This window comes from Capnocytophaga sp. oral taxon 863 str. F0517 (assembly GCF_000466425.1).
Classification (GTDB): Bacteria; Bacteroidota; Bacteroidia; order Flavobacteriales; family Flavobacteriaceae; genus Capnocytophaga.
Map to the genome: position 1 here is coordinate 149426 of NZ_KE992171.1, position 25998 is coordinate 175423.

The following is a 25998-nucleotide window of genomic DNA, read 5'->3' on the forward strand; positions in this document are numbered from 1 at the left end:
TCTAATAGAATTAAAAATAGTATCTTTGCACGCCGAAAGTAAGCATTATGAAACTGACTACTCTGTTGGAAACAAAAGGGATAGATCCGCAGCCGCTACAGGATTTCAAACCTCATGGAGACGATACAAATCATGGCCATTTGTCTCACCCCACCTTCCCTGCTGGATACTTTACTGCCATTTGTTCAAAAAGAAACAGCCTTTAAGGAGTCACTATTTGTGATAACCTATGCTATAGATACTTTAGGGATCACCCACCAATATGAGCCTGCCAGACCCTTGATAGCAGAACTGCTTATGACAGGACGTTTTGCCGACTATTACAGGCGTAACGAACTGTATCAAGGGGCGTTTAAGGTAGAAGAGACCCAAATAGGGAAAGTGGGAGAGGCACTCTTTAGGCTGTTCACCATCCCTTTTATGTTGTTGAGTCTTCTTTTTGTGGAACTCAAAGATAGGTTTAAAAAGGAAAATAAAAACGTTAAAAAATAACATCTGATGAAAAAATATACCGATACAGGCAAAAAGGACACTCGAAGTGGTTTCGGTGCAGGACTTGCCGAACTGGGACGTAAAAACCCGAATGTAGTGGCGCTTTGTGCCGACCTTATTGGCTCTCTCAAAATGGAGAAATTCCAAGAGGAGAACCCTACTCGCTTCTTCCAAGTGGGCATCGCCGAGGCCAATATGATGGGCATCGCCGCTGGCCTTACCATAGGAGGGAAGATTCCTTTTACTGGTACTTTTGCCGCCTTCTCCACCGGACGTGTATATGACCAAATACGCCAGTCTATCGCGTATTCCAACAAGAATGTAAAGGTGTGTGCCTCCCACGCGGGATTGACCCTCGGTGAGGACGGTGCTACCCACCAAATATTAGAGGACATAGGGCTGATGAAGATGTTGCCCAATATGGTGGTTATCAACCCTTGTGATTATAACCAGACCAAGGCCGCTACCCTTGCTATAGCCGACTATGTAGGGCCGGTGTACTTGCGTTTTGGCCGCCCTGCGGTGCCTAATTTTACCCCAGAAAACCAAACCTTTGAGATAGGTAAAGGCCTATTGCTCAACGAAGGTACCGATGTGACCATCATTGCCACAGGCCACCTCGTATGGGAAGCCCTCTTAGCTTGTGAGGCCTTGGAACAAAGAGGAATTTCGGCAGAGGTGATTGATATTCACACCATTAAGCCTTTGGACGAAGCAATGATACTGGCTTCTGCTCGTAAGACCAAAGCGGTGGTAACCTGTGAGGAACACAACTACTATGGGGGCTTAGGGGAGAGTGTAGCCCGTGTATTGGCACAGCACTACCCTGTACCACAAGAGTTCGTAGCGGTCAATGATACCTTCGGAGAAAGTGGTACTCCTGCCGAGCTAATGAAAAAATATGGTCTTGATAAGGAGGGTATCCTTAGGGCTGTAGAAAAGGTGCTTAAAAGAAAATAAGATGCTCAGAGAACAACTCCAAAAGCTATTTCCTGACCACAAGGAGGAAGTACTCCCCGAAGAACCGACCTCCAATATTTGGCTACAGGACGACCCTCTCTTATGCAAATACGAAAAATGCAATGGCAAGCCTCTCACCCTGATTGAGGGCTACACCGGTGCCGATGCCGATTTCAAATTATTGGCCAAGGAACTTAAAACCCGCTTAGGAGTAGGGGGATCCGTGAAGAAAGAAAAAATTATCATTCAAGGGGATTATCGTGATAAGATTATGGAATTTCTCAAGGAAAAAGGCTTTAAGGTAAAAAGAGTAGGAGGGTAAGTTTTATAACATATTGAAAATGAAGAAATTTATAATCGGGCGTATCAAGAGTATGGGGTATGCCTTACAGGGGTTTTGGCTGCTCATTCGTACCGAAGATGCCATTATTACCCATAGCATAGGCTGTTTGTTATTTGTAGGCTTGGGGTTGTATTTTCAGATTACTACTGACCAATGGATGTTTCAGTTTTTAGCTTTTGGAGCCCTCTTAGCCGTTGAGGGACTTAATACAGGCTTGGAGAAGCTCTGCGACTTTGTCCACCCCGATTTTCATCAGAAAATAGGAGAGATCAAGGACATCGCCGCAGGAGCCGTCACCATGATATTCCTCGCTGTGGTAGCCGTATTAGCGTTTATTTATATACCATACCTGATATAATGATTAATGCCAATCAATAGTAGAAAATAATTGTATAGTCCAAAGAATTGTCTTTGCCAGCATCTGTGCAGAGGCGCAATTTATCGCGTCTTATAAAGTTAGCAAATAATATTTTAACTATTGATTCATATCATTAATCATTGAACATTAATCATTAAAACTGCTGCTTCCAACGATTTTTTGTATTGGGAGATTCTCTCTTGTATCTCTTTGTGAGCAACCCCCAAAATCTGGGCAGCGAGAATCCCTGCATTCTTAGCTCCATTCAGCGCGACCGTAGCCACGGGTACTCCTGCGGGCATTTGCAAGATAGAAAGTACAGAGTCCCACCCGTCTATTGAGTTACGGCTCTTGATAGGCACCCCAATTACAGGCAGCGGGCTTACAGCTGCAAGCATACCAGGAAGGTGTGCCGCCCCTCCTGCTCCTGCGATAATCACATCTATCCCCTCCAAATGGGCATTTTTCCCAAAGGAAATTAGCTTCTCAGGGGTGCGATGGGCAGAAACAATATCCACTAAAACAGGGATTTGCATCTCTTTTAAGAAGTCTATGGCTTCTTGCATGACGGGAAGATCACTCTGACTTCCCATGACTACAGCTACTTTCATTACAATAATAAATTAAAATAGAAAGCAAAGATACAAAATTAATGATTAATGAGGTAATGATTAATGATTAATTAACTCAATAAACTAATTTGATAATGAGCCAATTTGTCAATTTGCTAATTTGGTAATGAGTTAATTTGCCAATTTGTCAATGAGTTCATTGTCTAATTGTCTCATTGACAAATTATCTAATTGGCAAATTATCACTTTTAAAACTAATTAAATTTATGACAGAAGGAAATTTCACCGATTACGTAAAAGTATATGTTCGATCCGGCAATGGGGGCAAAGGCTCCACCCACCTACATAGGGAAAAATTTGTAGAAAAAGGCGGTCCTGATGGGGGTGACGGAGGGCGCGGAGGCGACATTATTATCCGTGGCAACAAGAACCTATGGACACTCATCAACTTTAAGTTCCAACAGCACTTCCGTGCTGAACATGGGGGGGACGGTGGTGCCAATCGCAGTACCGGTGCCGATGGAGCGAGTGTGTACTTAGAAGTGCCGCTGGGAACCATCGTCAAGGATGCCCTAACCGACGAACCGCTTTTTGAGATTACCGAGGATAAGGAAGAGAAAATAGCCCTCAAAGGGGGCAAAGGCGGACTGGGCAACTGGCATTTCCGTACTTCCACCAACCAGACTCCACGCTATGCGCAGCCAGGTATCCCCGGGGAGGAGCGCGAACTGCTCTTAGAGCTGAAAGTCTTGGCCGATGTAGGCTTGGTAGGTTTTCCTAATGCGGGCAAGTCCACTCTGCTATCGGTACTGACTTCGGCCAAGCCCAAAATAGCCGACTATCCTTTCACTACTCTTAAGCCCAATTTAGGGATTGTACAGTATCGTGATTTCCAATCCTTCGTTATAGCTGATATTCCTGGAATTATAGAAGGGGCTTCTGAAGGAAAGGGCTTGGGGCACTATTTCCTACGTCATATAGAGCGTAATTCGGTGCTACTCTTCCTCGTCCCTGCCGATAGCCCCAATATAGTAGAGGAATATCATATCCTTCTGCGTGAGCTCGAACGCTATAATCCTGAGCTATTGGATAAGCAACGTATCCTTGCTGTTTCCAAAGCGGATCTCTTAGATCAGGAGCTTAAAGAGTTGATAGAAACAGAGTTAAAAATAGCCGATTTGCACCTCCCTTATTGCTTTATTTCCTCCGTAGCAGAACAAGGAATTATGTCTCTGAAAGACAAATTGTGGAAAGCGCTTCAATAATTATGGTAAATTAATACTTGAAAATAGGCTAAAAGTCACAAAAAAACTTAAATTAAAGAAACAAAAATAACATTTATTTAATCGACAAGATTGTATCAAAATAGTTTTTTTCTTTTAATTTTGCGCCGCTTAAAAACTTAAAAAAGGCTACAAATGAAAAGAGCCATAGTAGACTATAAAAAACTAACGAAAGACATCTTAGCCTTGCTGGTGGAGAAGTATCCAGAAGGCTATCAGGATCACGATGTTATCCGATTCAAAAATGCTAAAAACGAGACCGTAGAGGCACTTGAGGTTCGTACCGAGGATACCATTTATTTGGTAAAGGTAAGTACTCGCTTGGCTTCCACGATGGAACGTTATGATGAAGATGATGATGACTATTATGGAGAGGGTATACAGGCCGACACCTTAGAAATGTCCAGAGAGGACGAACTCGCCCTACGTAAGAAAAAGGACATTTCTAAGACATCATCTCACTTGGATGATGATGACGAGGAAGAGGAAGATGACGAGGAGGACGATTACAAAGATGATTATGACGAAGAGGATGAGGAGGATCAGGACGAAGAGGATGACAATGAAGAAGATGATGACGAAGAGGAGGACGACGAGGATGATTAAATATTTTTTTAAAAAAAGTTGTATGTGAAAAATATTTATATTACCTTTGCCCCCGATTTAAAATACATAATAATCATTAAATAATATTGGAATGTATCTAACAAAAGAAACCAAAGCAGAAATCTTCAAAAAACATGGTGGTAGCGAGACCAACACTGGATCCGCTGAAGGACAAATAGCCCTTTTCACCTTCCGAATCAACCACTTAACGGAGCACTTGCGTACCAATCGCAAAGACTATAACACCCAACGCTCCTTGGTGAAGCTCGTAGGTAAGCGCAGAAGCCTACTGGACTATCTCAAAGAAAAAGATATCGAGAGATACCGTGCTATTATCAAGGAATTAGGCATCCGAAAATAATTTTGTAATCATACAAAAGGGGCTTTATGCCCCTTTTTGTCTATATAAAAGGCCATAAAATAGCAGTTTTTCATTGGAAATAAACGTAAAACACACAACACAACACTATTTGTTTCATTTTTAATAAAAACTTTTATGATTCCAGAAGTAAAAAAAGAAATTATTGCTCTTGGTGATGGACGTACTATTTCCATAGAAACGGGCAAGCTCGCCAAGCAGGCAGATGGTGCTGTGGTGGTACAAATGGGTAACGCTATGCTCCTGGCTACCGTAGTGGCCAACAAAGAAGCGGGAGAAGGGGTGGACTTCCTTCCCCTAACGGTGGATTATCGCGAGAAATTTGCCGCTGCAGGTCGCTTCCCTGGTGGCTTCTTCAAACGTGAGGCACGCCCCAGCGACCAAGAAATCTTGACGATGCGCTTGGTGGATAGGGTTTTGCGTCCGCTATTCCCTAAGGAATATTACTGTGAGGTACAGGTGATGATTCAGCTGATGTCTCACGATGAAAATGTGATGCCTGATGCCCTAGCAGGATTGGCTGCTTCGGCTTGCTTGGCAGTATCGGATATTCCTTTCGATGGGCCTATCTCTGAGGTACGTGTAGGACGTATCAATGGGCAGTTCATCATTAACCCCAGTACCCAGCAATTGGCCGAATCCGACATGGATATCATGGTTGGGGCTTCTAAGGAGTTTGTAGCCATGGTAGAAGGCGAGATGGATGAGGTTTCTGAAAAAGATATGGCCGATGCCATCCACTTCGCTCATGAGGCTATCAAAGTACAGATAGAAGCTCAGGAACGCCTTCGCGCTCAAGTAGGAAAAGCGATACGTGCCTATGAAGTACCTCAGGAAAACGAAGAGGTAGCTAAGAAGGTGTACGACTTCTGCTATGACAAATGCTATGCTATCGCCAAGGAAAATACGACCAAGCATGAGCGTAGCGATAAGTTCGATGCGGTAAAAGAGGACTGCAAAGCGCTTTTCACCGAGGAGGAACAAGAAGAACATGCTGCCTTGATAAGCAAATACTTCTCTAAAGCTCAAAAAGAGGCGGTGCGCAACTTGATTCTTAATGAAGACCTCCGCTTAGATGGTAGAAATACCAAGCAAATACGTCCTATTTGGTGTGAGGTAGGCTACTTGCCTTCTCCTCATGGTTCGGCTATCTTTACCCGTGGGGAAACACAGTCCCTCACTACCGTGACCTTGGGTACTTCGCGTGAGGCCAACGTGATCGATATTCCTTCTGAACAAGGAGAAGAACGTTTCTACTTGCATTATAACTTTCCTCCTTTCTCCACAGGCGAAGCACGCCCTCTTAGAGGTACCTCTCGTCGTGAGGTAGGACATGGAAACCTTGCCCAACGTGCCCTCAAGCGTATGATTCCAGAGGATTGCCCTTATACCGTACGTGTGGTATCCGAGATTTTGGAATCCAATGGTTCTTCTTCTATGGCTACCGTATGTGCTGGTACCTTAGCCCTTATGGATGCGGGTATCCAAATGAAAAAACCGGTTTCAGGTATTGCCATGGGGCTTATCACCGATGGGGATAAATACGCGGTACTTTCGGATATCTTAGGGGACGAAGACCACTTAGGAGATATGGACTTCAAGGTCACTGGTACCAAAGACGGGATCACTGCCTGCCAAATGGATATCAAGATCAAAGGACTTACCTATGAAATTCTCGAAAAAGCCTTGGAGCAAGCTCGTGAAGGTCGTATGCACATCTTGGGTAAAATCACTGAAACAATAGCTGAACCGAACCCAACTGTGAAGCCTCATGCGCCTAAGATTGTTCGCCTTGAAATGCCTAAGGAATACATCGGTGCCTTTATCGGTACAGGAGGTAAGAATATCCAAGACCTACAAGCACGTACCAAAACAACGATTGTGGTAGAGGAAGTAGGCGAGTTGGGTATTGTAGAAATCCTCGGTACGGATGCCGATGGTATCCAAGAAGCTGTAGATGCGGTATACCATGTATCTTTCGAACCTGTAGAAGGGGAAATATACAAGGTGCGAGTGGCTCGATTGGTGGATTTTGGTGCTTTTGTAGAATTTGTACCTGGTAAGGATTCACTCCTACATGTATCTGAAATAGCTTGGGAACGTGTGGAAAATCCATCCGATGTGCTTAAGGAAGGAGATATCATCGAAGTGAAGTACTTGGGTATCGATCCTAAGACTAAGAAAACCCGTGTATCTCGTAAGGCACTCTTACCACGTCCTGAAAATCTTGAAAAGCGTGAAAGACCTCATGACAAGGAAAGGCCTCACTCTGATAAGGAAAGAAAGGACAAACCGCATTTCAAAAAGGATAAGAAATAGCCTTTGAATGAATAATAAATTAAAAATGAAGTGTTACTTAGTAATACTTCATTTTTTTCTTTTGACTATCTTATCAAAAAAAGAAGTAACCCGATCGGGTTACTTCTTTTTTAGTATAGTGTATGATCAGAGCCTTAGCGCTTGAGTACCCAATCTCCTTTTTCCAAGAAAGGAATGGCTTGTTTGTACTTCATTTCCTTGATTTCTCCATTGCGAATATTTTGGATAGTCACCTTGTCATTGCGCCCTATTTTCGGTTGATCTCGTACAATAGGTTCGGTTACTTGTGGGGCAGGGGAGGCCTGCTGTCCAGCTTCTCGGTTTCTTTGGGCGAGTTCGTCAGAATTAAGTACCTCTTCCTTGCTGGTCTGTAATTGCTCAGGAGCACGTTTCACCTCATGGGCTTGCTCGATGGCAGGTTCTGCTTGGGGTAGGTGTGCATGGAATAGGAAGGCTACAATCTCTTTATTGACCTTATCTACCATATCCTTGAAGAGGTTATAGGCCTCGAGCTTATAGATAAGCAAGGGGTCTTTCTGCTCATGAGTAGCCAGCTGAACGGATTGTTTGAGTTCGTCCATTTGGCGAAGATGGGTCTTCCAAGCATCATCGATGATGGCCAAGGAGATATTCTTTTCAAAGTCTATAATAATTTGCTTTCCACCGCTTTCATAGGCTTCCTTGAGGTCGGTTGCGATATTGAGTCCTTTCTGTCCATCAGTGAAGGGGACTACAATACGTTCGAACTGGTTATTTGGATCTTCGTATACCTGTTTGATCACAGGATAAGCTATAGTCGCATTAGTCTCACTATGTGCTTTGTATAGGGTGAGTAGCTCTGGATAGAGGAGCTTGGTCAGATCCTTGATCGACTTCTTGTGGAACTCTTCTTCAGAGACAATAGGTTGTATACCAAAGTACTTAAAGTGCTCGTACTCAAAGTTTTTATAATCATTACCGGGCTTGTTGCTTTCCAAGATAGTTTCGAGGGTATCATAGATAATATTGGCGATATCCACCTGTAGGCGTTCCCCATAGAGGGCATGGCGACGGCGCTTATAGATTACCTCGCGCTGTACATTCATCACATCATCGTATTCGAGCAAGCGCTTACGGATACCGAAGTTGTTTTCCTCTACTTTTTTCTGTGCTTTTTCTACGTTTTTAGTGATGATAGGGTGTTCCAATACCTCTCCTTCCTTGAGGCCTTGTCCTAAGCGGTCGAGGAACTTGATGGCGCGTTCCATACCATAGAGGCGCATTAGGTTGTCCTCGAAGGAAACGAAGAACTTGGAGCTACCGGGGTCACCCTGACGACCAGAACGACCGCGCAACTGCCTATCCACACGGCGTGAATCGTGTCTTTCGGTACCGATAATGGCCAAACCACCGGCTGCTTTCACCTCATCGGTGAGCTTAATATCCGTACCACGTCCGGCCATGTTGGTGGCTATCGTTACCACGCCCTTCTTACCAGCTTCGGCGACGATCTCTGCTTCTTTCTTGTGGAGCTTGGCGTTCAATACATTATGAGGAATATTGCGGAGCTTAAGCATACGGCTCAAGAGTTCAGATACCTCCACAGAGGTGGTACCGATAAGCACCGGTCTGCCGGCCTGAGAGAGGCTGACAACCTCTTCAATCACCGCATTGTATTTCTCACGTTTGGTTCTATAGATTTGGTCATTTTGGTCTTTGCGGGCAATAGGACGGTTGGTAGGAATTTCCATCACATCCAGCTTGTAGATTTCCCAAAACTCACCAGCTTCGGTAGTGGCTGTACCGGTCATACCCGAAAGCTTGCGATACATGCGGAAGTAGTTCTGTAGGGTGATGGTTGCATAGGTTTGGGTAGCTGCTTCCACCTGTACGTTTTCTTTGGCTTCAATAGCCTGGTGAAGTCCGTCGGAATAGCGACGACCATCCATGATACGTCCGGTTTGCTCATCCACGATCAACACTTTGTTGTCGATCACCACGTATTCTATATCCTTTTCGAAAAGGGTATAGGCCTTGAGCAATTGGTTTACAGTGTGGATACGTTCGCTTTTCTCACCAAATTCTTGGTATAGCTTATCTTTCAGGGCGTTTTCTTCCTCTTTGGAGAGGTTTTGTTTTTCGATATTGGCGATTTCTGCACCTATATCAGGCATTACGAAGAAGTTTTTGTCTTCTCCCTGTGACATTTCGTTGATTCCCTTATCGGTAAGCTCTATTTGGTTGTTTTTTTCGTTGATAACAAAGAGGAGATCCTCATCTATCTTGTGCATCTCACGGTTGTTATCCTGCATGTAGTAGTTTTCTGTTTTCTGAAGGAGCTGCTTCATACCCTCTTCGCTTAGGAACTTGATAAGTGCCTTGTTCTTGGGCAATCCACGGTGCACACGTAGAAGGAGCACCCCTCCTTCTTTGGTATTTCCTTCTAAGATGAGCTTTTTAGCCTCGGCCAAGACATTGGTTAGGTGTTTGCGTTGTTTCTCCACCAAGGCCTCTACAGCGGGTTTGAATACGTCAAATTCGTGAAACTCTCCGCGAGGCATAGGCCCGGAGATAATCAGCGGGGTACGAGCATCATCGATAAGTACAGAATCCACCTCATCGACTATGGCATGGTTATGGGGGCGCTGTACCAGCTCGTCAGGGGTATGTGCCATATTGTCACGTAGGTAGTCGAAACCAAATTCGTTATTAGTACCATAGGTGATATCGGCTGCATAGGCCATACGGCGGCCGGCGGAGTTAGGTTGGTAGTTATCAATACATTCTACACGGAGGCCATGGAACTGGAAAAGAGGCGCCATCCAAGCGCTATCTCGGCGTGCCAAGTAGTCATTCACTGTCACCAGGTGTACCCCATTGCCAGTAAGCGCATTGAGATAAAGAGGTAAGGTAGCCACTAAGGTTTTTCCTTCCCCTGTTTGCATCTCGGCAATTTTTCCTTGGTGTAGGGCGATCCCCCCGATGAGCTGTACATCGTAATGCACCATATCCCAAGTGATGGCCTTTCCGGCGGCATCCCAAGAGTTCTTCCAAAAGGCTTTGTCCCCCTCTGTGCTTACATAGTCTTTCTGGGAGGCCAGCTCTCGGTCGAAGGGAGTTGCAGTCACCTCAAGAGTAGGATTATCCACAAAGCGCTGAGCGGTTTCCTTCACCACGGCGAAGGCTTCAGGTAGGATTTCGTTAAGTACTTTTTCTCCAGCCTTGTAAGCCTCATCGGTTAGCTTGTCTATTTCAGAATAAAAATCTTCTTTTTGTTCGATGTCATCGGTAGCATCAGCTTGTTCCTTGAAGTGCTGTATTTTTTGTTCGTACTCGGAGCGAGCCGCTGCAATACGTTCCTTGAAAGCTATCGTCTTGGCACGTAATTCATCATTACTCAAGGACTTGTATTCCCTCTGATGGGCATTGATTTGCTCCACCAAAGGGGCAATCTCTTTCATATCTTTCTTGGCCTTATCACCGACAAAGATTTTTATTAGTGAACTTATCAAACTCATAAAATGTATTTATATATTTAATTTAAAAAACGAATAAACATCTCAAAAAATATACCATAGTTGTTTTAGCTGACAAAAGTACAAAAAATATCGGTTACTAATCTAAAAAAACTGACATTTTTTCAGTTTTAGCTGATAATGAAAGATTTGTATAGGTAAATTATTGATTTTCAATATAATTCATTAGTCTTTTATTCCCCCTCTACACGTATTGTATTTTTCATTCTGCTGGTGCAAACCTTACAACTCGTGCCTTTCTTTTATAGATGCGAATCAATAGTTAAAACAATACACTTTATATAGTAATTCATTGATATTCAATATATTTTTTTTTACATCCCCCTCACATACTCCGCTCTCGCGGACTTCCCTCAAGGGGGGAGTTACGGAGTGGTATCAAGCAGGGTGGTGAAAGTTCAACCTAAATATGCTGATAACCAGCATGATAGTTCAACGGTATCCTACATCACATACTCCGCTCTCGCGGACTTTCCCCTTGAGGGGGGCTAGGGGGATGTCACAAAAAACCTTTGACAATCATACAAATTAACTATAATCCATTTTTCAACTATTGATTCGCATTATTAATAATTAACAATTTATTAGTGCTGCTACTTATTGACTTTACTTTTAAAATGTTGTAATTTTGCAACTTAAAAGATTATCAGACTCTTTTAATTTTATGATTTCTATAAAACCCTAACAAGATGAAAAAACAACTTATACAAGTGCTATGGGGCATAGCCAATGGACAGCCACAACAGCAGGGCGAGAAAACGGTTTATCCTGCGATACGAGAACAACTTAGCGCTATCAAAGCGCTTATGAGTATTGAGGAATGGGATGAGGAGGAAGCTCCTACGGAAAGTAGGATAGCTTCTACAGAAAATAGGAAAACTCCTACAGAAATTATTAAAACTTCTACAGATGATATAAAGATAGCTGAAGAGAAGATGATAAATGCTACAGAAAATAATACAATGCCTACAAAAAATGCTGCAACACCTACAAAATGTAAGGATGCTTCTGTAGAACTATCGGTTGAATTGTCAAAAAAACCTTCTATAGTTCCCAAACAAAGATCTAAACCTAAAAAGAGACGCTTTATCAGAGGAACCAACATACCGATAGTCTCATGAGACTATCGGTTGTTGATAGAATATTGATTTCCTTGAAGCACCTGAATCCTTTCTGCATCTAAGAGTAAGGTGAGTACATGTAAGATTTCCCATTCGTGATAGCCACTTTCCTGGCAAATTTCCTGTGAGGTCATAGGGTGATAAGCAATGAGTGATAATAGCTCTTCTGAGATAGCCTTGATACGCTCTTTGGAGAGATTTTTTTGCTTTCGCTCTATACAATAGGAACAGATGCCACAAGGCTCCTTGAGGGATTCTCCAAAATAGCCCAGAAGAAATTGTTGGTTGCAGCACTCTTCTTGTTCTATGTATCGGAGTACTTCTCTGCATTGGGTTTCCTTATGTTGGTTGTACCATTTTACCTGTGGAGCGATATAGTTGATAGTTCTATCATCATCCCGAGGCATAAGGAAGGTGATTTCGGCATCGGTATTCTCACTTTTATAAGCGATGACCCCGTCTTCATGGAGTTTTTCTAATTTTTTCTGTACTTCAGCGGTTGTGGTATGTAGGTTGGAGGCTATTTTCTCTACTCTAAAGGAGATGTTTTGCTCATGAATACCGGCATATTTGCGCATGAGAAAGAAAAGAAGCTCCTTTAGGGAGGTGTTTTGAGACAAATAGTGGATAACCTCTTGGCTGGATCGCAATATTTGTACGCTGGCTTTTCTAGAAAAGGCTTGACTTAGGGCAAGCACCCCATTGCGATCCAAGATCTCCAAGGCCTGATATACCTTCAGTGCATCCATTTGCAATCGGGTGGCAAAGTCGGCCAAGTTGAATACCTGAGTCGTGTGTTCTCCTTCACCTATGGCTATTTGAAAGTAGCTGCACAGCTTGGGATACAGCTCCTTGAGGAAGGGAATAGAGACTTGGCTTCGCTGGGTATCTACTAAGAGTTTCTTTACATCATTGTCGTTGTATAATAAGATGGCAAAGGCCTTGCGATTGTCTCGTCCAGCACGCCCTGCCTCTTGGAAATAGTCCTCCAAGGAGCTGGGTAAGTCCCAGTGGATAACGGTGCGTACATCGGCCTTGTCGATTCCCATACCGAAGGCATTGGTAGCGACCATCACCTGCACGTCGTCTAACTTCCACATGCTTAGCCGTCGCCCTTTCTCTTCGGGGGAAAGTCCTCCGTGGAAGCTGGTAGCTGAAAAGCCTTCTTCGACCAAATGCTGAGCAAGCTCCTCACTGAGGCGGCGGTTGCGGACATATACGATGCTACTTTCCTTGTTCTTGAGCAGGATACGCCTAAGTCTGTCCCATTTGTCTTCTATATAATAGGTCATATAGGCCAATTGAGAGCGGACAAGGCTTCCCTTGATGACAGTTGCTTTGGGCATTTCCAATAGCTCCAATATATCCTTCTCTACCCTTTCGGTAGCGGTGGCCGTAAGGGCAATGATAGGGAGCGTAGGGAACCACTCCCGAAGCCTGCGACACTCCAAGTAGGAGGGGCGGAAGTCCTTGCCCCAATGGGAGATACAGTGTGCCTCGTCGATTACGATATAGCTTAGCGGGATATGCTTTAGCCGCTGGCTTACCTGCTCATTGAGTAGGCGCTCGGGGGCTATATAGAGAAACTTATAGGCTTCACTCTGTACATTGTTCAGCAGCCGTTCCATCTCATGATAGGGGATAGAACCCGTAAGGGCTAAGGCCGAGATACCTCTTTCGGTAAGGTTGCGTACCTGGTCTTCCATCAGCGAAATCAAAGGAGAGATGACCAAGCACACTCCCTCCCGAAGCATGGCGGGAACCTGAAAGCAAAGCGACTTCCCCCCTCCGGTGGGGAGCATCGCCAGGGTATCCTTCCCCTCAAGAATAGCCTCAACGATAGGTTCTTGGGCAGGACGAAAGCTATCATACCCCCAATGCTTCTTGAGTATTTCTAAGGCAAGTGCCTCCATATAGATGATGTTTTGAGCCGACAAAAATACAAAATTAATGCTTAATAGTCAATGATTAATGCTTAATTGTTGATTTTGTTTGTATAGGTGCATAAAAAGTACTATCTTTGTCCGTCATTTATAACCCATGGAAAAAGTATTACGCATAGGTACCCGCGATAGTGAGTTAGCGCTTTGGCAGGCTAAGAAGGTACAATCTTTGTTAGAGCATTTAGGCTATGCCACCACCTTAGTACCGGTAAAGTCGCAGGGCGACCTGACCTTGGATATCCCCCTATACGAGATGGGGATTACAGGGGTATTTACCAAAGTATTGGATGTGGCCATGCTTCAGGGAACCATCGATATAGCGGTGCATAGCATGAAGGATGTGCCTACAGCCCTCCCGCATGGGATCGTCAAGGCAGCTGTTCTCGAGCGTGCTAAAGTGCAGGATGTACTTGTCTATAAGGAAAACTTAGATTTCCTCTCCCTTCCCAAGGCGACCATAGCTACTGGGAGCCTGCGCCGCAAGGCGCAATGGCTGCGAAGGTACCCCACTCATAAGGTGGAAAACCTCCGTGGGAATATTGCCACCCGCCTGCATAAGCTCCAGGAAAACCCATGGCAGGGGGCGATCTTTGCTGCTGCTGCCCTCGAGCGCTTGCAACAAGAACACCTACAGACCCACGTTTTGGATTGGATGACCCCCGCTCCCGCTCAAGGTGCCATCTTAGCCGTTGCCATGGCACATGATACCTATGCCCTCGAAGCCCTCGCCCAAATCAATCACCCCGCCACCGATAAGGCTACCGATATTGAGCGCCGCTTTCTCAAGCGCTTAGAAGGAGGCTGTACCGCCCCCATCGGAGCCCATGCCACCCTCGAAGGGGATCAACTCTCCTTTGTCGGCAACCTCTTTTCCTTGGATGGTACCACCGTCATAGAAGTCAGCAAATGCGTTTCCCTCCACGCTCTCGGGGATTTCCCCGAAGCCTGTGCCGAGGAAATCCTCTCCCAAGGGGGTGCTGAACTGATGCAGCAGATAAAAAAGGTGACAGGGAGGTAGGAAGGATAAAAAGATAAAATATCCCTCGCGCCGAAGGCGCGAGGGATATTTTTAGAACTTTATATTAAGGTTTGTTTTGACCTTTTCTATGTATGAGCTAACCTCTCCTTCCAATAATATCGTGGATTCTTTATTGGCATAGTCTTTATCTCTAGAAGCAGATAACCAATTAAAAGAACCTTCCATAAGTATTTTTTGATCTACACAGATAGTTTTGCTATGAATATGAGGATGTATGATAAGAGTAGCCCCTGCTCTCTCTATGGCATCCCTTCCTCTTTTAGAGTATTCCCTGAGCCTACCTTTTTCTATATCAAAGGTCATATCGGTAATAATTACAATTTTCACTCCTCTTTCTTTGGCTTCAGTAATGAGTGAAACAATATTGTCTCGCTCAATAGCATTGATAGAGATAAAGGGGGAGCAAATAATCAGTTCCTTTTCTGCTACTCTAAAGCATTCTTTTAGAATATATTGGTGATCAGCTAAGCTGTTCAGATGCTTACAGCGAATTTGGCTGTCCCTATTAGGGAAAAGAATTTCCTGTTGATATACAAAATGATTATCAAGAGCACTTCCTTCGGTACTATATAATAAGTTGGCCAAGTAGGAAGCGGGAGTATTCATGCCAGGTCTGAAGATATTCATATTGGCAAAAACAATAAAGGAATGTTTGGCACGGGTAGTGGCTACATTGAGCATATTCTTTTTACCCCCATAGTTCATAAAAACATTTTCAGTGAGATCGGTATTGGTAGCTGAGAATAAAATGACAGGGCGTTCAGCACCTTGCAGGGCATGTACGGTACCTATGATTATCTTTTCGCTTATTTCCTTGGGAAAACGCTTGTTTATCAGCTCTTTTAGGTATTCTTTTTGAGCAGAATAAGGGGTGATGATAGCTACAATTTCATCTAAAGACTTTCCATAAGCCTGTTCCAATTCAGTCTCTTTACCTTCGAGCCAAACCGCTATGGCCATAGCTTCTGCTTCGTTTCTTTTGCTGGTAAGGTATTTTTCACAATTACCCTCTACATGTAAGTAGCCTAAAGGAGGTAAGTCATGGGGCTTGTTATGAGTCTTACCACCGAGTAGTTTTAGGCTATTTTGGTATACATATTGGTTGGCATAGGCTACAATATTATCTAAGCAACGCCTGTGTTCCCTTAGGAGTACGCCTTTTTCTGTAGTTTTATTAGCTGTTTGATAACTATATGGAGATTTGTACAAAGCCATTTTCATCACGCTACCATCGGAAGCAAGATATCCTCTTTCACTAAGTTCTTTGAAATCATTGTCGTCATTTACAATGTGGTATTTTTCCATATTTTTATAGTCCAAAGGAGGTGCTATGCTCCAAATAGGTTCTATCTGATAGATATCACCTACTGAAAGAATCTTTTTGGTAAGATAGAAAGAAGCTACCGCTACTTCAGGAGATACTTGTCCAGCCTCATCTATGATCATATAATCGAAGAGCTGAGCATGATAAGTTGTTCCATTTTGATTAGAATAGAAAGTACAGAACTTTGGGAAGGTATGAAAAGTAGAGATAAATAAAGGTACTATTTTAGCTAAGCGTCTTTTTTTATCTAAGTCATTATTATTGTCAGGATTATTAGCTCTTATCTTCTGTTCTTCTATAAATTCAGCCTCTCTATAATGTACACAGAGCCAAAATAGCACATTTCTCAAGGAGATGTCCATTCTTACAGCCATATCATCAGCTGTAGGAAGATACTTATATTCATCTCCTGTTTTACGTATAAGATTTTCTAATCTATCACCGTATTTTTCATCCCATTTAGCAATTAATTCATTATAGCTTTGATATATTTTATCTATTTTTGATTTTATTTCTTGTAGTTCATTTTGCTTTTTTACTAATTCTTTGAGTACATTTTCGTTTTTAAGTAATAGTTCATCAGTTTCCGATTGCAAAAGGAAATATTTATGCAAAGGAATATGACTGTATAATCTCAAATGATCCTTTAGAATAAGTTTGAAAGCATTTTCCTTTATTTTTTTAAAACCAAAAATAGAAAAATACTTAATATAGAAAGGAAAAGATAGATATCTTTGTTCTAGATCTTTTTTATATATCTCTAAAGTGCGAAGCAGATTATTAGTTTTTATAACCTCTTCATTATTTTTATCTATGATAAGAGCTAATTCTTCTTCACAAGAAAAATGATGTTTTCTTAAGAATTGATTTATAGTTACTTTTTCATAAGTAATACGAATACAATTGTCAATACTCTTTTTATAACCTTCGATGAGGCTTCTTAAATAATTTTTGGCTTGGGTTATATTGGTAATTTTATTAGGATCAGCGTTAAATTTTTCTTGATTCATATAAGCGAAGAACTTATCAAGAAAATATTTTTCATATTGGATCGCATATCCTTCATTATCTATTTCTAAGCAGAATCCGTCTTTGAAATCTTTGGTATATTGATAGTTTTTTATATCAGTTTTTGAGGATGAGATAAGATATAAGCCAAAAGAAGATACTTTAGGAATCCATCGATCTTTCAGAGGGTCTTGTTTCTTGTTATCCAACTTCATACTATCCAAGATATTGGTGATAGCTTGGTTATTGGTAGAGCAGCCTACGATCAGAGGAGCTGGAGCATTCTTCAATACGGCATTGACTATGATATTAGCAATGAAGGCTTGCAGTATGGTTGTTTTCCCAGTGCCTGGAGGACCATTAATAGCAAAAATATCATTAAGAGATGCATCTTGATATTTTCCAAAAGCCTCTCGCTGTGATTCAGAGAGCGGAAACTCATCACCCATATACCCATAATGAGTATCAGGAAGTGTGATGGCTATATGGTCATAGTCTGTAGATGTTTTTACAGGAGCAGAATCCAATAATTTTTCCAATAAGGTATGTTTATAGTCGGTGTCCTCTTTTTTAACCAAAAAATTATATAGGTTAATGATATTATTGGTCATACTGTTATTGCGATACTTACAGATTTTGAACTTAACAATAGGGGAACTTTCTGTAATGATCTGTACATCAGCATATTTTTTACCGGTAACCTTAATAAAATAGTTTTCACAGTCTTTCCAATATTTGTCCCATGCATCTCTGTTGAAGAGGTAGTTAGCGTTCTCTCCATCCAATTGGTCTATATCAGCGATGATAGGATTTTCATGAGGGTTAGGGGCTAAGTATTCACGTAAGAAAAGGGGAATATCATCTTCCTTGGGCGGGAATAATTTTCCGTCCTCTCTCATATAAGCAGGAATCCAATAGGGGTAATGAGTGTCTTCTTCTTTTATGGCAATAGCATGTTCTCTTTCAGGCTGCATATATACAGGAGCAATCTCTATTCTGTAGAATTTCAAAGGATTTTTACTCCAAAGTTCGTGGTTATTTTTGTCAAATTTGACCACTTCAACCTCTTTTCCCTCGGTATATACGGCATCGAAAGAATCTTTATCAGAGATATAATCACCAAATTTGAAGCAATAGGGGTCATATTTTAGGAATTCACTAATTATTTTTATCTCATTATTTTCAAAACAAGAGAGATTAAAATTCTCTTTGATAATAGGTTCTTTTAGCATATCATTTTTACGACCTCTTGAGGCATCGATCAAGGAGGCTCTATAATACAATAACCAATTTTTAACAGACTTACTAATCATTATTTTTTTACTTATAAAATTAGGCCGTAAAAGTATAAACAATTTTTCAAAATCCCTAATATTTTCACAAATAAATTTTTATCAATTGGCTTATTGAATCATTAACAAATTACCTTATTAAATTCTTGTTTATTACAAGAAAAAAACCTATATTTGCGCGGCTTTGCCAAATAAGCGAAAACAAGATTAAATTTACCATATATGAAGACCATCAACGATATTTCTTGTAAGGGCAAGAAAGTGTTGGTACGTGTGGATTTCAACGTGCCTGTCAATGAGCAATTTGAGATTACCGATACCACTCGTATTGAGGCTGCTAAGCCTACCATTCTTAAAATCGTTAAGGATGGGGGAAGTGCTATTCTCCTCTCTCACTTTGGACGCCCTAAAGGGAAAGATGATAAGTATTCTTTCTCTCACTTAGTAAAACAAATAGGTCAAGTATTGGGGGTTCCTACTCATTTTGCCCCTGATTGCATAGGGGAAGTGGCTGAAAATACGGCTAAAAACCTACCCGCCGGTGAGGTGCTCCTATTGGAAAACGTACGCTTCTATCCTGAAGAAGAAAAAGGGGATGAGGCTTTTGCTGGCAAGCTCGCTAAGCTCGGGGATATCTATGTCAATGATGCCTTTGGTACCGCACACCGTGCCCATGCCTCTACGACTATCTTGGCCAAATTCTTCCCCAAGGATAAGTATTTCGGTTACCTCCTTGCCAAAGAGATCGAAAGTATTGATAAGGTGATGAAATCAGGAGAAAAACCTGTAACGGCTATTTTAGGTGGTTCTAAGGTATCGTCCAAGATTACCATCATTGAAAATATTTTGGACAAGATCAACCACCTCATCATCGGAGGGGGGATGGCCTTTACCTTTATCAAATCCCAAGGCGGCCAAATAGGAAACTCTATCTGTGAGGATGATAAGCTGGATTTAGCTTTGGATATTTTGAAAAAGGCCAAAGAAAAAGGCGTACAAGTACACCTACCTGTGGATGTAGTAGCAGCTAATGATTTCAATAACAATGCTTCTACTCAAGTGGTGCCTATCGACCAGATTCCTAATGGTTGGCAAGGCTTGGATGCGGGAGAAAAATCCTTGGAAATCTTCAAAAAGGTACTTCTCGAATCCAAAACAATTCTTTGGAATGGCCCTGTGGGGGTATTCGAGATGCCTAACTTTGCCAAAGGTACCATCGCAGTAGGAGAGTTTGTCGCAGAAGCTACTGCTAAGGGAGCTTTCTCTCTTGTAGGAGGGGGTGACTCCGTTGCTGCGGTAAAACAATTTGGCTTCGAGGACAAAGTAAGCTATGTTTCCACCGGTGGAGGCGCTATGTTAGAAAGTTTGGAAGGAAAAATCCTCCCAGGTATCAAGGCTATTAACGACTAAGCAGTGGCTTAAAACATACATGAATAAGGGCGAAATTTTTTCGCCCTTGTTTTATATAAAAAAATGGTAAAAGAATAATGATTTTCTTAATCGAATAATAATGTTCTAGGAACCAAGCAAAAAGATTTCATATTTACAAAAACTTTTAGAAACAAAATTGTAGTTTTGCATGATATTTGAGGGTAATGATAAATGGTTAATTATTAATGACTAACCATTGACCATTAGCCATTAACCATTAAAAAAATGGATACCAAGGAAATTCTTAAAAAAGTAAGGAAGATAGAGATAAAGACCAAGCGTTTGAGCGATAATGTCTTCGGGGGGGAGTATCATTCAGCCTTCAAGGGGCGCGGGATGACCTTCAGCGAGGTGCGCCCTTACCAGTATGGAGATGATATCCGCAATATCGACTGGAATGTAACGGCTCGCTATAATGAGACTTATGTCAAGGTCTTTGAGGAAGAACGTGAACTAACGCTGATGCTCCTGGTGGATGTTAGTGGTAGTGAGCTTTTTGGCTCTTTGCAGCAGTTCAAAAATGAGATTCTAACAGAGATCGCTGCTACCTTGGCCTTTGCTGCCTTGCAAAATAATGACAAAACAGGACTGATCCTCTTCTCCGACCAAGTGGAGCTGTATATCCCTCCTAAAAAGGGCAAATCGCATATATTGCGTATCATACGAGAGTTGATTGAGTTTCAGCCCAAAAACAAGAAAACAAATATTGCAAAGGCCTTTGAGTTCCTGAACAAGGTGACCAAAAAACGTACCATTACTTTCGTACTATCGGATTTTATAGACAAAGATTATCAAAAACCCTTGCAGATAGCCGCTCGCAAGCACGACCTTACCGGAATCCGGCTCTATGACCCCAGGGAAGAGACCTTACCCAATGTGGGACTGATATTGGCGCAAGATGCCGAGAGCGGAGCACTTTCTTATTTGGATACCACTTCCGCAGCGCTGCGCAAGGCCTATGAACAATTCTATCGGGAACGTACCGACTATTTCGAAACGACCTTCCGCCGCTTAGGAGCAGGTGTACTTCAGTGCCGTACCGATGAGAGTTATTCCAAAAAACTATTAGGATATTTCAAATACAGAGCTTGATGAAGTATATAAGAATTAGTTTGTTTTTCTTCCTTCTTCCTGTCTTTCTCTACAGTCAGCAGGTGGATATAGCTACCTCTGCCGACCGAAAAGAGATCAAGATAGGGGAGGAGATACGCTATAAAATTACCGTACAAACGGAGGCTAATGCACAAGTTTTTTTCCCAACTCCAGAACAGTTTGTCCCTTTCGAGGTTATCCGTGAAAATAAAATAGATACCTTGCGCGAACATGACAAGGTACGTTTTATTAAAGAATATGGCCTCACTCAGTTCGATACGGGGCATTATGTCTTGCGACCTTTGCGGATTGATGTCAATAATCGGGAATATAAGACAGATTCGTTACTTTTGGCAGTACGAAATGTAGTGATAGATACCCTAAAACAGCCTCTTTATCCAGTAAAATCGGCCATTGAGATTGAAAAAGTAAAAGATAAGTCTTCTTCTTGGCTCCTTTGGATCGGGATATTGCTCTTTTTAGGAATAGTAGCTGGTGGATATTGGTTTTTCTTCAAAAGGAAAAGACAAAAAATAGAGAATCCAGAGGCTATTCTCCCTCCTTTTGATAGGGCACTGCTCAAGCTCAAGAACTTGCAGAACTCTCGCTACCTGATAGAATCTAATCATAAGGAATATTACTCCGTACTTACCGATATCATTCGCAAATATTTAGAGGAGGAGATACACATCTCTGCTACCGAAAGTACTACGGATGAGCTTTTGGCTAAGCTACAAGTATTCTTGGATGCCGGTAAGCTCCATCTTTCCCCTGAGGTGTTGGAGGAACTTAAGACGGTACTCCATAAGGCTGATTTGGTCAAGTTTGCCAAGTCCAAGCCGGAGGATTTTGAAGCCGAGAACGACCGTAAGTCCATAGAAACAATCGTGGTAAAAACCAACGAAGGCCTACCTGATATAGTAGAAACAGAGGAAGAAAATGAGCAAGATACCTACCAGAGAAAGCGTATGGAAGTCTTGCAAAAGAAAAAACGCAACCGATATATTGCTATTATTGCTGCCGCAGGATTATTGCTTTCGCTTATGGTATGGGGGACTTGGTATGCCTTTACCATGGGGCAAAGGGAATATATCAATATGGAAAACTGGATTACCAGCGCGTATGGTTATCCTCCGGTGACCCTATCGACCCCTCATGTGCTCAAACGTGAGAAAAATAGCACCGATCAGGTGCGATTCCTCTATAAGCAAGCAAAAGATCCGCTTTCTATCATGCTTATATCAACCAATTTGAAAGAATATATAGGAGATGCAGCGGCTAATGCAGAAGAAACTCAAGGAGAAAATGCGCTTAATGAGTTGGTGCTTAAAATGATAGAAATGGAACTGATGCGGTATTTCCAAGGAGAAAATATCATGATTAAGGATGATCCTTATACTACTGTACAAGGGATCGCAGGTCATAAGGTATTCGGTTCTTTTACCCAGCGTGCCAAGGAGCCTGAGCCGATGCGCTATCAAAGTTTCTTTTTCATACAAGGAGAGAATTTGCATATGTTGCTTTTCGCCTATCCAGAGAAGGAAAGAGCAATGAGTGCTTCCTTAGTGGAAAAAATCATGACAACGATTCATATGTAGTTTTTTTAAAATGAAATTAGTATTTGCTACCCATAATTCCCATAAGCTCAGTGAGGTACAGCGTATGCTTCCTCCGGGGCTGACCCTGCTTACCTTGGATGAGATTGGTTGCCATCAGGAGATACCCGAGACGGCTGATACCATAGAGGGAAATGCCATCCAGAAAGCCCGATATGTCAAGGAGCGATATGGCTATGATACTTTTGCTGATGATACAGGCTTGGAAGTAAGGGCATTGGACAATGCCCCAGGGGTCTATTCTGCGCGTTATGCAGGAGAGGCAAAGGACAATGAGGCCAATATCAACCTATTGCTTGAGAACTTACAGCAGCAATCCGACCGAGCGGCACAGTTCAAAACGATATTTGCCCTTTGCTTAGGGACGGAATTGTATACCTTCGAGGGGATAGTTCGTGGAGAAATCACCCACGAGCGGCACGGAGCGGGAGGTTTTGGCTATGATGCAGTATTCTTACCGGAGGGCTACAAAGATACTTTTGCACAGATGACACAAGAGCAGAAAAATCGTATCAGCCACCGCGGGCGCGCCTTACAGAAGCTAAGTGCCTTTCTTGAGCAGAGAAATGAGAAATAATAAAAAATAGAGATACTTGAAAAAGTATCTCTATTTACTATGGTACAATTTGTTAAACAAGTGTTCTTAGTAAGAATGAAGATTTTATAGATAGAAACAGTCGGGGTGGCAGGATTCGAACCTACGACCTCCTGGTCCCAAACCAGGCGCGATAACCGGACTACGCTACACCCCGAAGCGTGATCACGACAGGATTCGAACCTGTGACCGTCTGCTTAGAAGGCAGATGCTCTATCCAACTGAGCTACGTGACCTCATTTTAAAATAAAAATTAACTATGCCACAAAAATAAAGTCGGGGTGGCAGGATTCGAACCTACGACCTCCTGGTCCCAAACCAGGCGCGATAACCGGACTACGCTACACCCCGAAAAAAGTATCAATAAATATGCGGAGAGACTGGGACTCGAACCCAGGCGACAGTTACCCGCCGACAGATTAGCAATCTGCTCCGTTACCACTCCGGCACCTCTCCTAAACCATAACTATAAATTCATTATGCAAATGATATTTCCCATTTGCGGGTGCAAAGTTACAACTATTTTCTGTATAAAACAAATATTTTCCAATATTTTTTTACCAAAAATAATTTTATTCCTAAGTAATTGATTGTTAGTAAAAAGCTGCCCTTATGGGCAGCTTCTAACAAATAGTATGACACTCTTAGAAGTTATGAGCTTACTCCTGAACGGCATTTTCAGCCTCCTTTTCTTCTTTCTTTTCACGTAAGCGAAGCTCCTTTAGCTTCTCTTCCCATAAGGCTAAGGATTCACGCTGTTCATCAATACTCTTGAGTGCCTCTTTCATAAGAGGATGATTCTGGTCTATATTGGTAAAGAACTGTAGGTTGTTTTCCAATTGAAGGATATCCTTGCGAATATCATCAATCTTCTTACGCACGAAGATTTCCTCTCTTGCCAAGGAATCTTCCCCTTCAGGAAGGTGCTCTAACTTATTGTTATACTTGATAAGCTCTATTTGTTTCTTATCAAAGTTCAATTTTTTATAGATAGCGCTCATGATCTTGTTGAAGCGAGTATCCAACACACGCAACCGCTCAGGGAGCTTGCCCAAGCTATTCCATTTCTCTTGGAGATTTTCGAGTGTTTTTATATCCTCATCCTTATTACCACTAAGCATGAAGGCCTTTAGCTGGTCGAGCAATACCTTTTTGTGCTCTATATCCGCGTTTTCCTGCTTATGTTGGTGTTTTCTTTCCTTGTGGAGGCGGTCGAAATAATGGTTACAAGCCGCACGGAACTCTTCCCACATAGCATTGGAGAGTTTTCGAGGGATGGCTCCTATTTGTTTCCAATCCTCCTGTATCTTTTGGATAAGGGGGGTTACCATTTCCCAGTCTGAACTATCTTTGTGTTCGTTGGCAATATCGATAAGCTCTTGACGCTTGGCTATATTCTCGTTCTGTGTCTTTTTGTTTTCTTTGTAGAAATAGTTCTTTTGCTTGCTGAAGGTACGGATAGCCTCTATGAAGCGTTGCCAAATAGCATCGGACTCTTCTTGTGGTACACGACCGATTTTTTGGAATTCCTCACGGAGTTCATTTACTTTAGCTATCGCCTTTTGGTACTCACTATGAGAGGAGCGTTTCTGTTGGTTAATTTCCTCAATTTGGCTGATGATACCCAGCTTTTTATGCTTATTATCTACAAAAGAAGCCTCTAAGCGCTTTAGGAAAGCCTGTCGCTTATCGTGAATTTCTTTGGTAATAGCGCTGAATTGTTCCCATAGCTTTTCTCGATACTCTTTCTCTACAGGGCCGGTTTCTTCTTTCCATACCTTGTGTAAGAGTTGGAGTTCGCGGAAGGCCTTTTGTACATCGCTTTCTTGGAGTAAGGCCTTTGCTTTTTCTATGAGTTTGTTCTTTTTCTCCAAGTTTTGCTTGAAATCATTCTCTTGATAATTGCGAGTAAGGCTTAGGTAATCAAAGAAATTGTCTGTATGGTGATTGAAGTTGTTCCAGATATCATTGTAATATTCTCTTGGAACGGCTCCTATCTCATACCATTTTTTCTTTAGGTCAAGGAATTTGCGTAATAGGGTATTGGTATCCCACGCTACATCGTCCTTACCTAGGGAGATAAGGTTCTTTATTTCATTGATAATCTCTTGCTTTCGTTCTAGGTTGGCCTTAAGCTCTCCTTCGAGTTGCTTTTGGTGTTGTCCCTTGAGCTGTTTGTATTGCTGATAAATTTTGTAAAAGCTATCACGAATAGGCAAGGAGAAAGAAAAGTCCTTATCTTCGGCATCTTCTTGGCTTAAGAACTCAGCACGTTTTTCCTCCACAAGCTGGGCATAGCGATTGTCAAAAGCCCGCTTGATAGCCTCCACATGTGGCTTGATAGAGGTGATTTTTTCTGTATCAATCAGTTTCTTTAATTCACGTTCAAGGGTTTCCAAGTCCAAACTATCATAGTTCAGCATGGGAATTTCATGGCGTTTTTTCTCTTCCGTATCTTCGGCACTACGAGCATTTTCCTGCTGTATCTCGTTTAGAAAATCAGCAGTAGGGGTTCCAATTGTTGTCTGCTCTTGCACTTCTTCAATGCTTTTAGGAGAAACATCTTGGAGTGATTTTTTTTCGTTTTCTAACATAGAATGAAATACTATTGTGATTAATTTTCCCCCAAAGTTACAATTTTTTTGTCAATTTGCCAAAAAAAGTAGTAAAAAAATGCGATATTCAAAAAATAATTATCTGCAATAGATTG

19 protein-coding genes and 4 tRNA genes are annotated in these 25998 nt (G+C 42.1%); 14 read left to right on the forward strand and 9 right to left on the reverse strand.

Annotated elements, in window-relative coordinates:
* Positions 1-114 precede the first annotated feature (114 nt).
* The 4 genes from HMPREF1551_RS10035 to HMPREF1551_RS10050 are packed head-to-tail and all read left to right on the forward strand — an operon-like array spanning position 115 to position 2153.
* Complete coding sequence (locus tag HMPREF1551_RS10035; RefSeq protein ID WP_021629021.1) at positions 115-492, forward strand: hypothetical protein; 378 nt, start codon at positions 115-117, stop codon at positions 490-492.
* Between the two features lie 6 nt (positions 493-498).
* On the forward strand, positions 499-1452 hold the full coding sequence (locus HMPREF1551_RS10040; RefSeq protein ID WP_021629022.1) for a transketolase family protein: 954 nt from the start codon (positions 499-501) through the stop codon (positions 1450-1452).
* Between the two features lies 1 nt (position 1453).
* On the forward strand, positions 1454-1774 hold the full coding sequence (locus HMPREF1551_RS10045) for a translation initiation factor (RefSeq protein WP_021629023.1): 321 nt from the start codon (positions 1454-1456) through the stop codon (positions 1772-1774).
* Between the two features lie 19 nt (positions 1775-1793).
* On the forward strand, positions 1794-2153 hold the full coding sequence (locus tag HMPREF1551_RS10050) for a diacylglycerol kinase (protein WP_021629024.1): 360 nt from the start codon (positions 1794-1796) through the stop codon (positions 2151-2153).
* A gap of 137 nt (positions 2154-2290) precedes the next feature.
* Here the strand turns inward: HMPREF1551_RS10050 and purE are convergent, their stop codons facing one another.
* The gene (gene purE, locus HMPREF1551_RS10055; protein ID WP_021629025.1) at positions 2291-2764 is read right to left on the reverse strand and encodes a 5-(carboxyamino)imidazole ribonucleotide mutase; all 474 of its coding nucleotides are present in this window, start codon (positions 2762-2764) and stop codon (positions 2291-2293) included.
* Positions 2765-2991: 227 nt separating this feature from the next.
* Here purE and obgE point away from each other — a divergent pair, with 227 nt between their 5' ends.
* The 4 genes from obgE (at position 2992) to HMPREF1551_RS10075 (ending at position 7312) form a co-directional block, all read left to right on the forward strand.
* Positions 2992-3990, forward strand: coding sequence for a GTPase ObgE (gene obgE / locus HMPREF1551_RS10060; protein WP_021629026.1), 999 nt, complete (start codon positions 2992-2994; stop codon positions 3988-3990).
* A gap of 153 nt (positions 3991-4143) precedes the next feature.
* Positions 4144-4614 carry a hypothetical protein gene (locus tag HMPREF1551_RS10065; RefSeq protein ID WP_021629027.1) on the forward strand — a complete coding sequence of 157 codons (471 nt, stop codon included), beginning with the start codon at positions 4144-4146 and terminating at the stop codon, positions 4612-4614.
* Positions 4615-4705: 91 nt separating this feature from the next.
* Positions 4706-4975, forward strand: coding sequence for a 30S ribosomal protein S15 (gene rpsO / locus HMPREF1551_RS10070; protein ID WP_021629028.1), 270 nt, complete (start codon positions 4706-4708; stop codon positions 4973-4975).
* Positions 4976-5110: 135 nt separating this feature from the next.
* Complete coding sequence (locus tag HMPREF1551_RS10075; protein ID WP_021629029.1) at positions 5111-7312, forward strand: polyribonucleotide nucleotidyltransferase; 2202 nt, start codon at positions 5111-5113, stop codon at positions 7310-7312.
* A 134-nt stretch (positions 7313-7446) separates the two neighbouring features.
* Here HMPREF1551_RS10075 and secA read toward each other — a convergent pair whose 3' ends face one another.
* Positions 7447-10809, reverse strand: coding sequence for a preprotein translocase subunit SecA (gene secA, locus HMPREF1551_RS10080; protein WP_021629031.1), 3363 nt, complete (start codon positions 10807-10809; stop codon positions 7447-7449).
* A gap of 707 nt (positions 10810-11516) precedes the next feature.
* Between secA and HMPREF1551_RS10085 the strand changes: the two genes are divergently transcribed.
* On the forward strand, positions 11517-11948 hold the full coding sequence (locus HMPREF1551_RS10085; protein WP_021629032.1) for a hypothetical protein: 432 nt from the start codon (positions 11517-11519) through the stop codon (positions 11946-11948).
* 2 nt (positions 11949-11950) lie between these two features.
* Here the strand turns inward: HMPREF1551_RS10085 and HMPREF1551_RS10090 are convergent, their stop codons facing one another.
* A complete protein-coding gene (locus HMPREF1551_RS10090; protein WP_021629033.1) occupies positions 11951-13861 on the reverse strand; it encodes an ATP-dependent DNA helicase RecQ in 1911 nt (636 codons plus the stop codon).
* 127 nt (positions 13862-13988) lie between these two features.
* Between HMPREF1551_RS10090 and hemC the strand changes: the two genes are divergently transcribed.
* Complete coding sequence (hemC, locus tag HMPREF1551_RS10095) at positions 13989-14909, forward strand: hydroxymethylbilane synthase (protein WP_021629034.1); 921 nt, start codon at positions 13989-13991, stop codon at positions 14907-14909.
* A 51-nt stretch (positions 14910-14960) separates the two neighbouring features.
* Here the strand turns inward: hemC and HMPREF1551_RS10100 are convergent, their stop codons facing one another.
* The gene (locus HMPREF1551_RS10100) at positions 14961-18545 is read right to left on the reverse strand and encodes an AAA domain-containing protein (protein ID WP_231374978.1); all 3585 of its coding nucleotides are present in this window, start codon (positions 18543-18545) and stop codon (positions 14961-14963) included.
* Between the two features lie 231 nt (positions 18546-18776).
* On the opposite strand from HMPREF1551_RS10100, the gene HMPREF1551_RS10105 reads away from it, so the two are divergent.
* The 4 genes from HMPREF1551_RS10105 to HMPREF1551_RS10120 all read left to right on the forward strand — a co-directional run bounded on the left by HMPREF1551_RS10105 (position 18777) and on the right by HMPREF1551_RS10120 (position 23270).
* Complete coding sequence (locus HMPREF1551_RS10105) at positions 18777-19964, forward strand: phosphoglycerate kinase (protein ID WP_021629036.1); 1188 nt, start codon at positions 18777-18779, stop codon at positions 19962-19964.
* A 246-nt stretch (positions 19965-20210) separates the two neighbouring features.
* Positions 20211-21077 (forward strand): DUF58 domain-containing protein, encoded by an 867-nt coding sequence (locus HMPREF1551_RS10110; RefSeq protein ID WP_021629037.1) that lies wholly within the window; start codon positions 20211-20213, stop codon positions 21075-21077.
* On the forward strand, positions 21077-22675 hold the full coding sequence (locus tag HMPREF1551_RS10115; RefSeq protein ID WP_021629038.1) for an LPXTG cell wall anchor domain-containing protein: 1599 nt from the start codon (positions 21077-21079) through the stop codon (positions 22673-22675). The genes HMPREF1551_RS10110 and HMPREF1551_RS10115 overlap by 1 nt, the downstream gene beginning before the upstream one ends.
* Before the next feature lie 10 nt (positions 22676-22685).
* Entirely contained in the window at positions 22686-23270 is a 585-nt protein-coding gene (locus HMPREF1551_RS10120; protein ID WP_021629039.1) for a non-canonical purine NTP diphosphatase, read from the forward strand.
* A 100-nt stretch (positions 23271-23370) separates the two neighbouring features.
* On the opposite strand, the gene HMPREF1551_RS10125 is transcribed toward HMPREF1551_RS10120, so the two are convergent.
* From HMPREF1551_RS10125 to HMPREF1551_RS10145, 5 genes are all read right to left on the reverse strand, one after another.
* Positions 23371-23445 (reverse strand) — tRNA-Pro (locus HMPREF1551_RS10125).
* Positions 23446-23450: 5 nt separating this feature from the next.
* Positions 23451-23524, reverse strand: a tRNA-Arg gene (locus HMPREF1551_RS10130).
* 40 nt (positions 23525-23564) lie between these two features.
* Positions 23565-23639 (reverse strand) — tRNA-Pro (locus HMPREF1551_RS10135).
* Positions 23640-23660: 21 nt separating this feature from the next.
* Positions 23661-23744 (reverse strand) — tRNA-Ser (locus tag HMPREF1551_RS10140).
* A 203-nt stretch (positions 23745-23947) separates the two neighbouring features.
* On the reverse strand, positions 23948-25882 hold the full coding sequence (locus tag HMPREF1551_RS10145; RefSeq protein ID WP_021629041.1) for a DUF349 domain-containing protein: 1935 nt from the start codon (positions 25880-25882) through the stop codon (positions 23948-23950).
* Positions 25883-25998: the final 116 nt, after the last annotated feature.

What these genes read in the sequence shown, in the direction of transcription:
- HMPREF1551_RS10045 (WP_021629023.1), top strand. Translation starts at nt 1,454, where the DNA reads ATGCTCAGAGAACAACTCCAAAAGCTATTTCCTGACCACAAGGAGGAA.
- secA (WP_021629031.1), bottom strand. Translation starts at nt 10,809, where the DNA reads ATGAGTTTGATAAGTTCACTAATAAAAATCTTTGTCGGTGATAAGGCC.
- HMPREF1551_RS10115 (WP_021629038.1), top strand. Translation starts at nt 21,077, where the DNA reads ATGAAGTATATAAGAATTAGTTTGTTTTTCTTCCTTCTTCCTGTCTTT.
- rpsO (WP_021629028.1), top strand. Translation starts at nt 4,706, where the DNA reads ATGTATCTAACAAAAGAAACCAAAGCAGAAATCTTCAAAAAACATGGT.
- HMPREF1551_RS10105 (WP_021629036.1), top strand. Translation starts at nt 18,777, where the DNA reads ATGAAGACCATCAACGATATTTCTTGTAAGGGCAAGAAAGTGTTGGTA.
- HMPREF1551_RS10065 (WP_021629027.1), top strand. Translation starts at nt 4,144, where the DNA reads ATGAAAAGAGCCATAGTAGACTATAAAAAACTAACGAAAGACATCTTA.
- HMPREF1551_RS10075 (WP_021629029.1), top strand. Translation starts at nt 5,111, where the DNA reads ATGATTCCAGAAGTAAAAAAAGAAATTATTGCTCTTGGTGATGGACGT.
- purE (WP_021629025.1), bottom strand. Translation starts at nt 2,764, where the DNA reads ATGAAAGTAGCTGTAGTCATGGGAAGTCAGAGTGATCTTCCCGTCATG.
- HMPREF1551_RS10050 (WP_021629024.1), top strand. Translation starts at nt 1,794, where the DNA reads ATGAAGAAATTTATAATCGGGCGTATCAAGAGTATGGGGTATGCCTTA.
- HMPREF1551_RS10145 (WP_021629041.1), bottom strand. Translation starts at nt 25,882, where the DNA reads ATGTTAGAAAACGAAAAAAAATCACTCCAAGATGTTTCTCCTAAAAGC.
- hemC (WP_021629034.1), top strand. Translation starts at nt 13,989, where the DNA reads ATGGAAAAAGTATTACGCATAGGTACCCGCGATAGTGAGTTAGCGCTT.
- HMPREF1551_RS10035 (WP_021629021.1), top strand. Translation starts at nt 115, where the DNA reads ATGGAGACGATACAAATCATGGCCATTTGTCTCACCCCACCTTCCCTG.
- HMPREF1551_RS10110 (WP_021629037.1), top strand. Translation starts at nt 20,211, where the DNA reads ATGGATACCAAGGAAATTCTTAAAAAAGTAAGGAAGATAGAGATAAAG.
- HMPREF1551_RS10090 (WP_021629033.1), bottom strand. Translation starts at nt 13,861, where the DNA reads ATGGAGGCACTTGCCTTAGAAATACTCAAGAAGCATTGGGGGTATGAT.
- obgE (WP_021629026.1), top strand. Translation starts at nt 2,992, where the DNA reads ATGACAGAAGGAAATTTCACCGATTACGTAAAAGTATATGTTCGATCC.
- HMPREF1551_RS10040 (WP_021629022.1), top strand. Translation starts at nt 499, where the DNA reads ATGAAAAAATATACCGATACAGGCAAAAAGGACACTCGAAGTGGTTTC.
- HMPREF1551_RS10120 (WP_021629039.1), top strand. Translation starts at nt 22,686, where the DNA reads ATGAAATTAGTATTTGCTACCCATAATTCCCATAAGCTCAGTGAGGTA.
- HMPREF1551_RS10085 (WP_021629032.1), top strand. Translation starts at nt 11,517, where the DNA reads ATGAAAAAACAACTTATACAAGTGCTATGGGGCATAGCCAATGGACAG.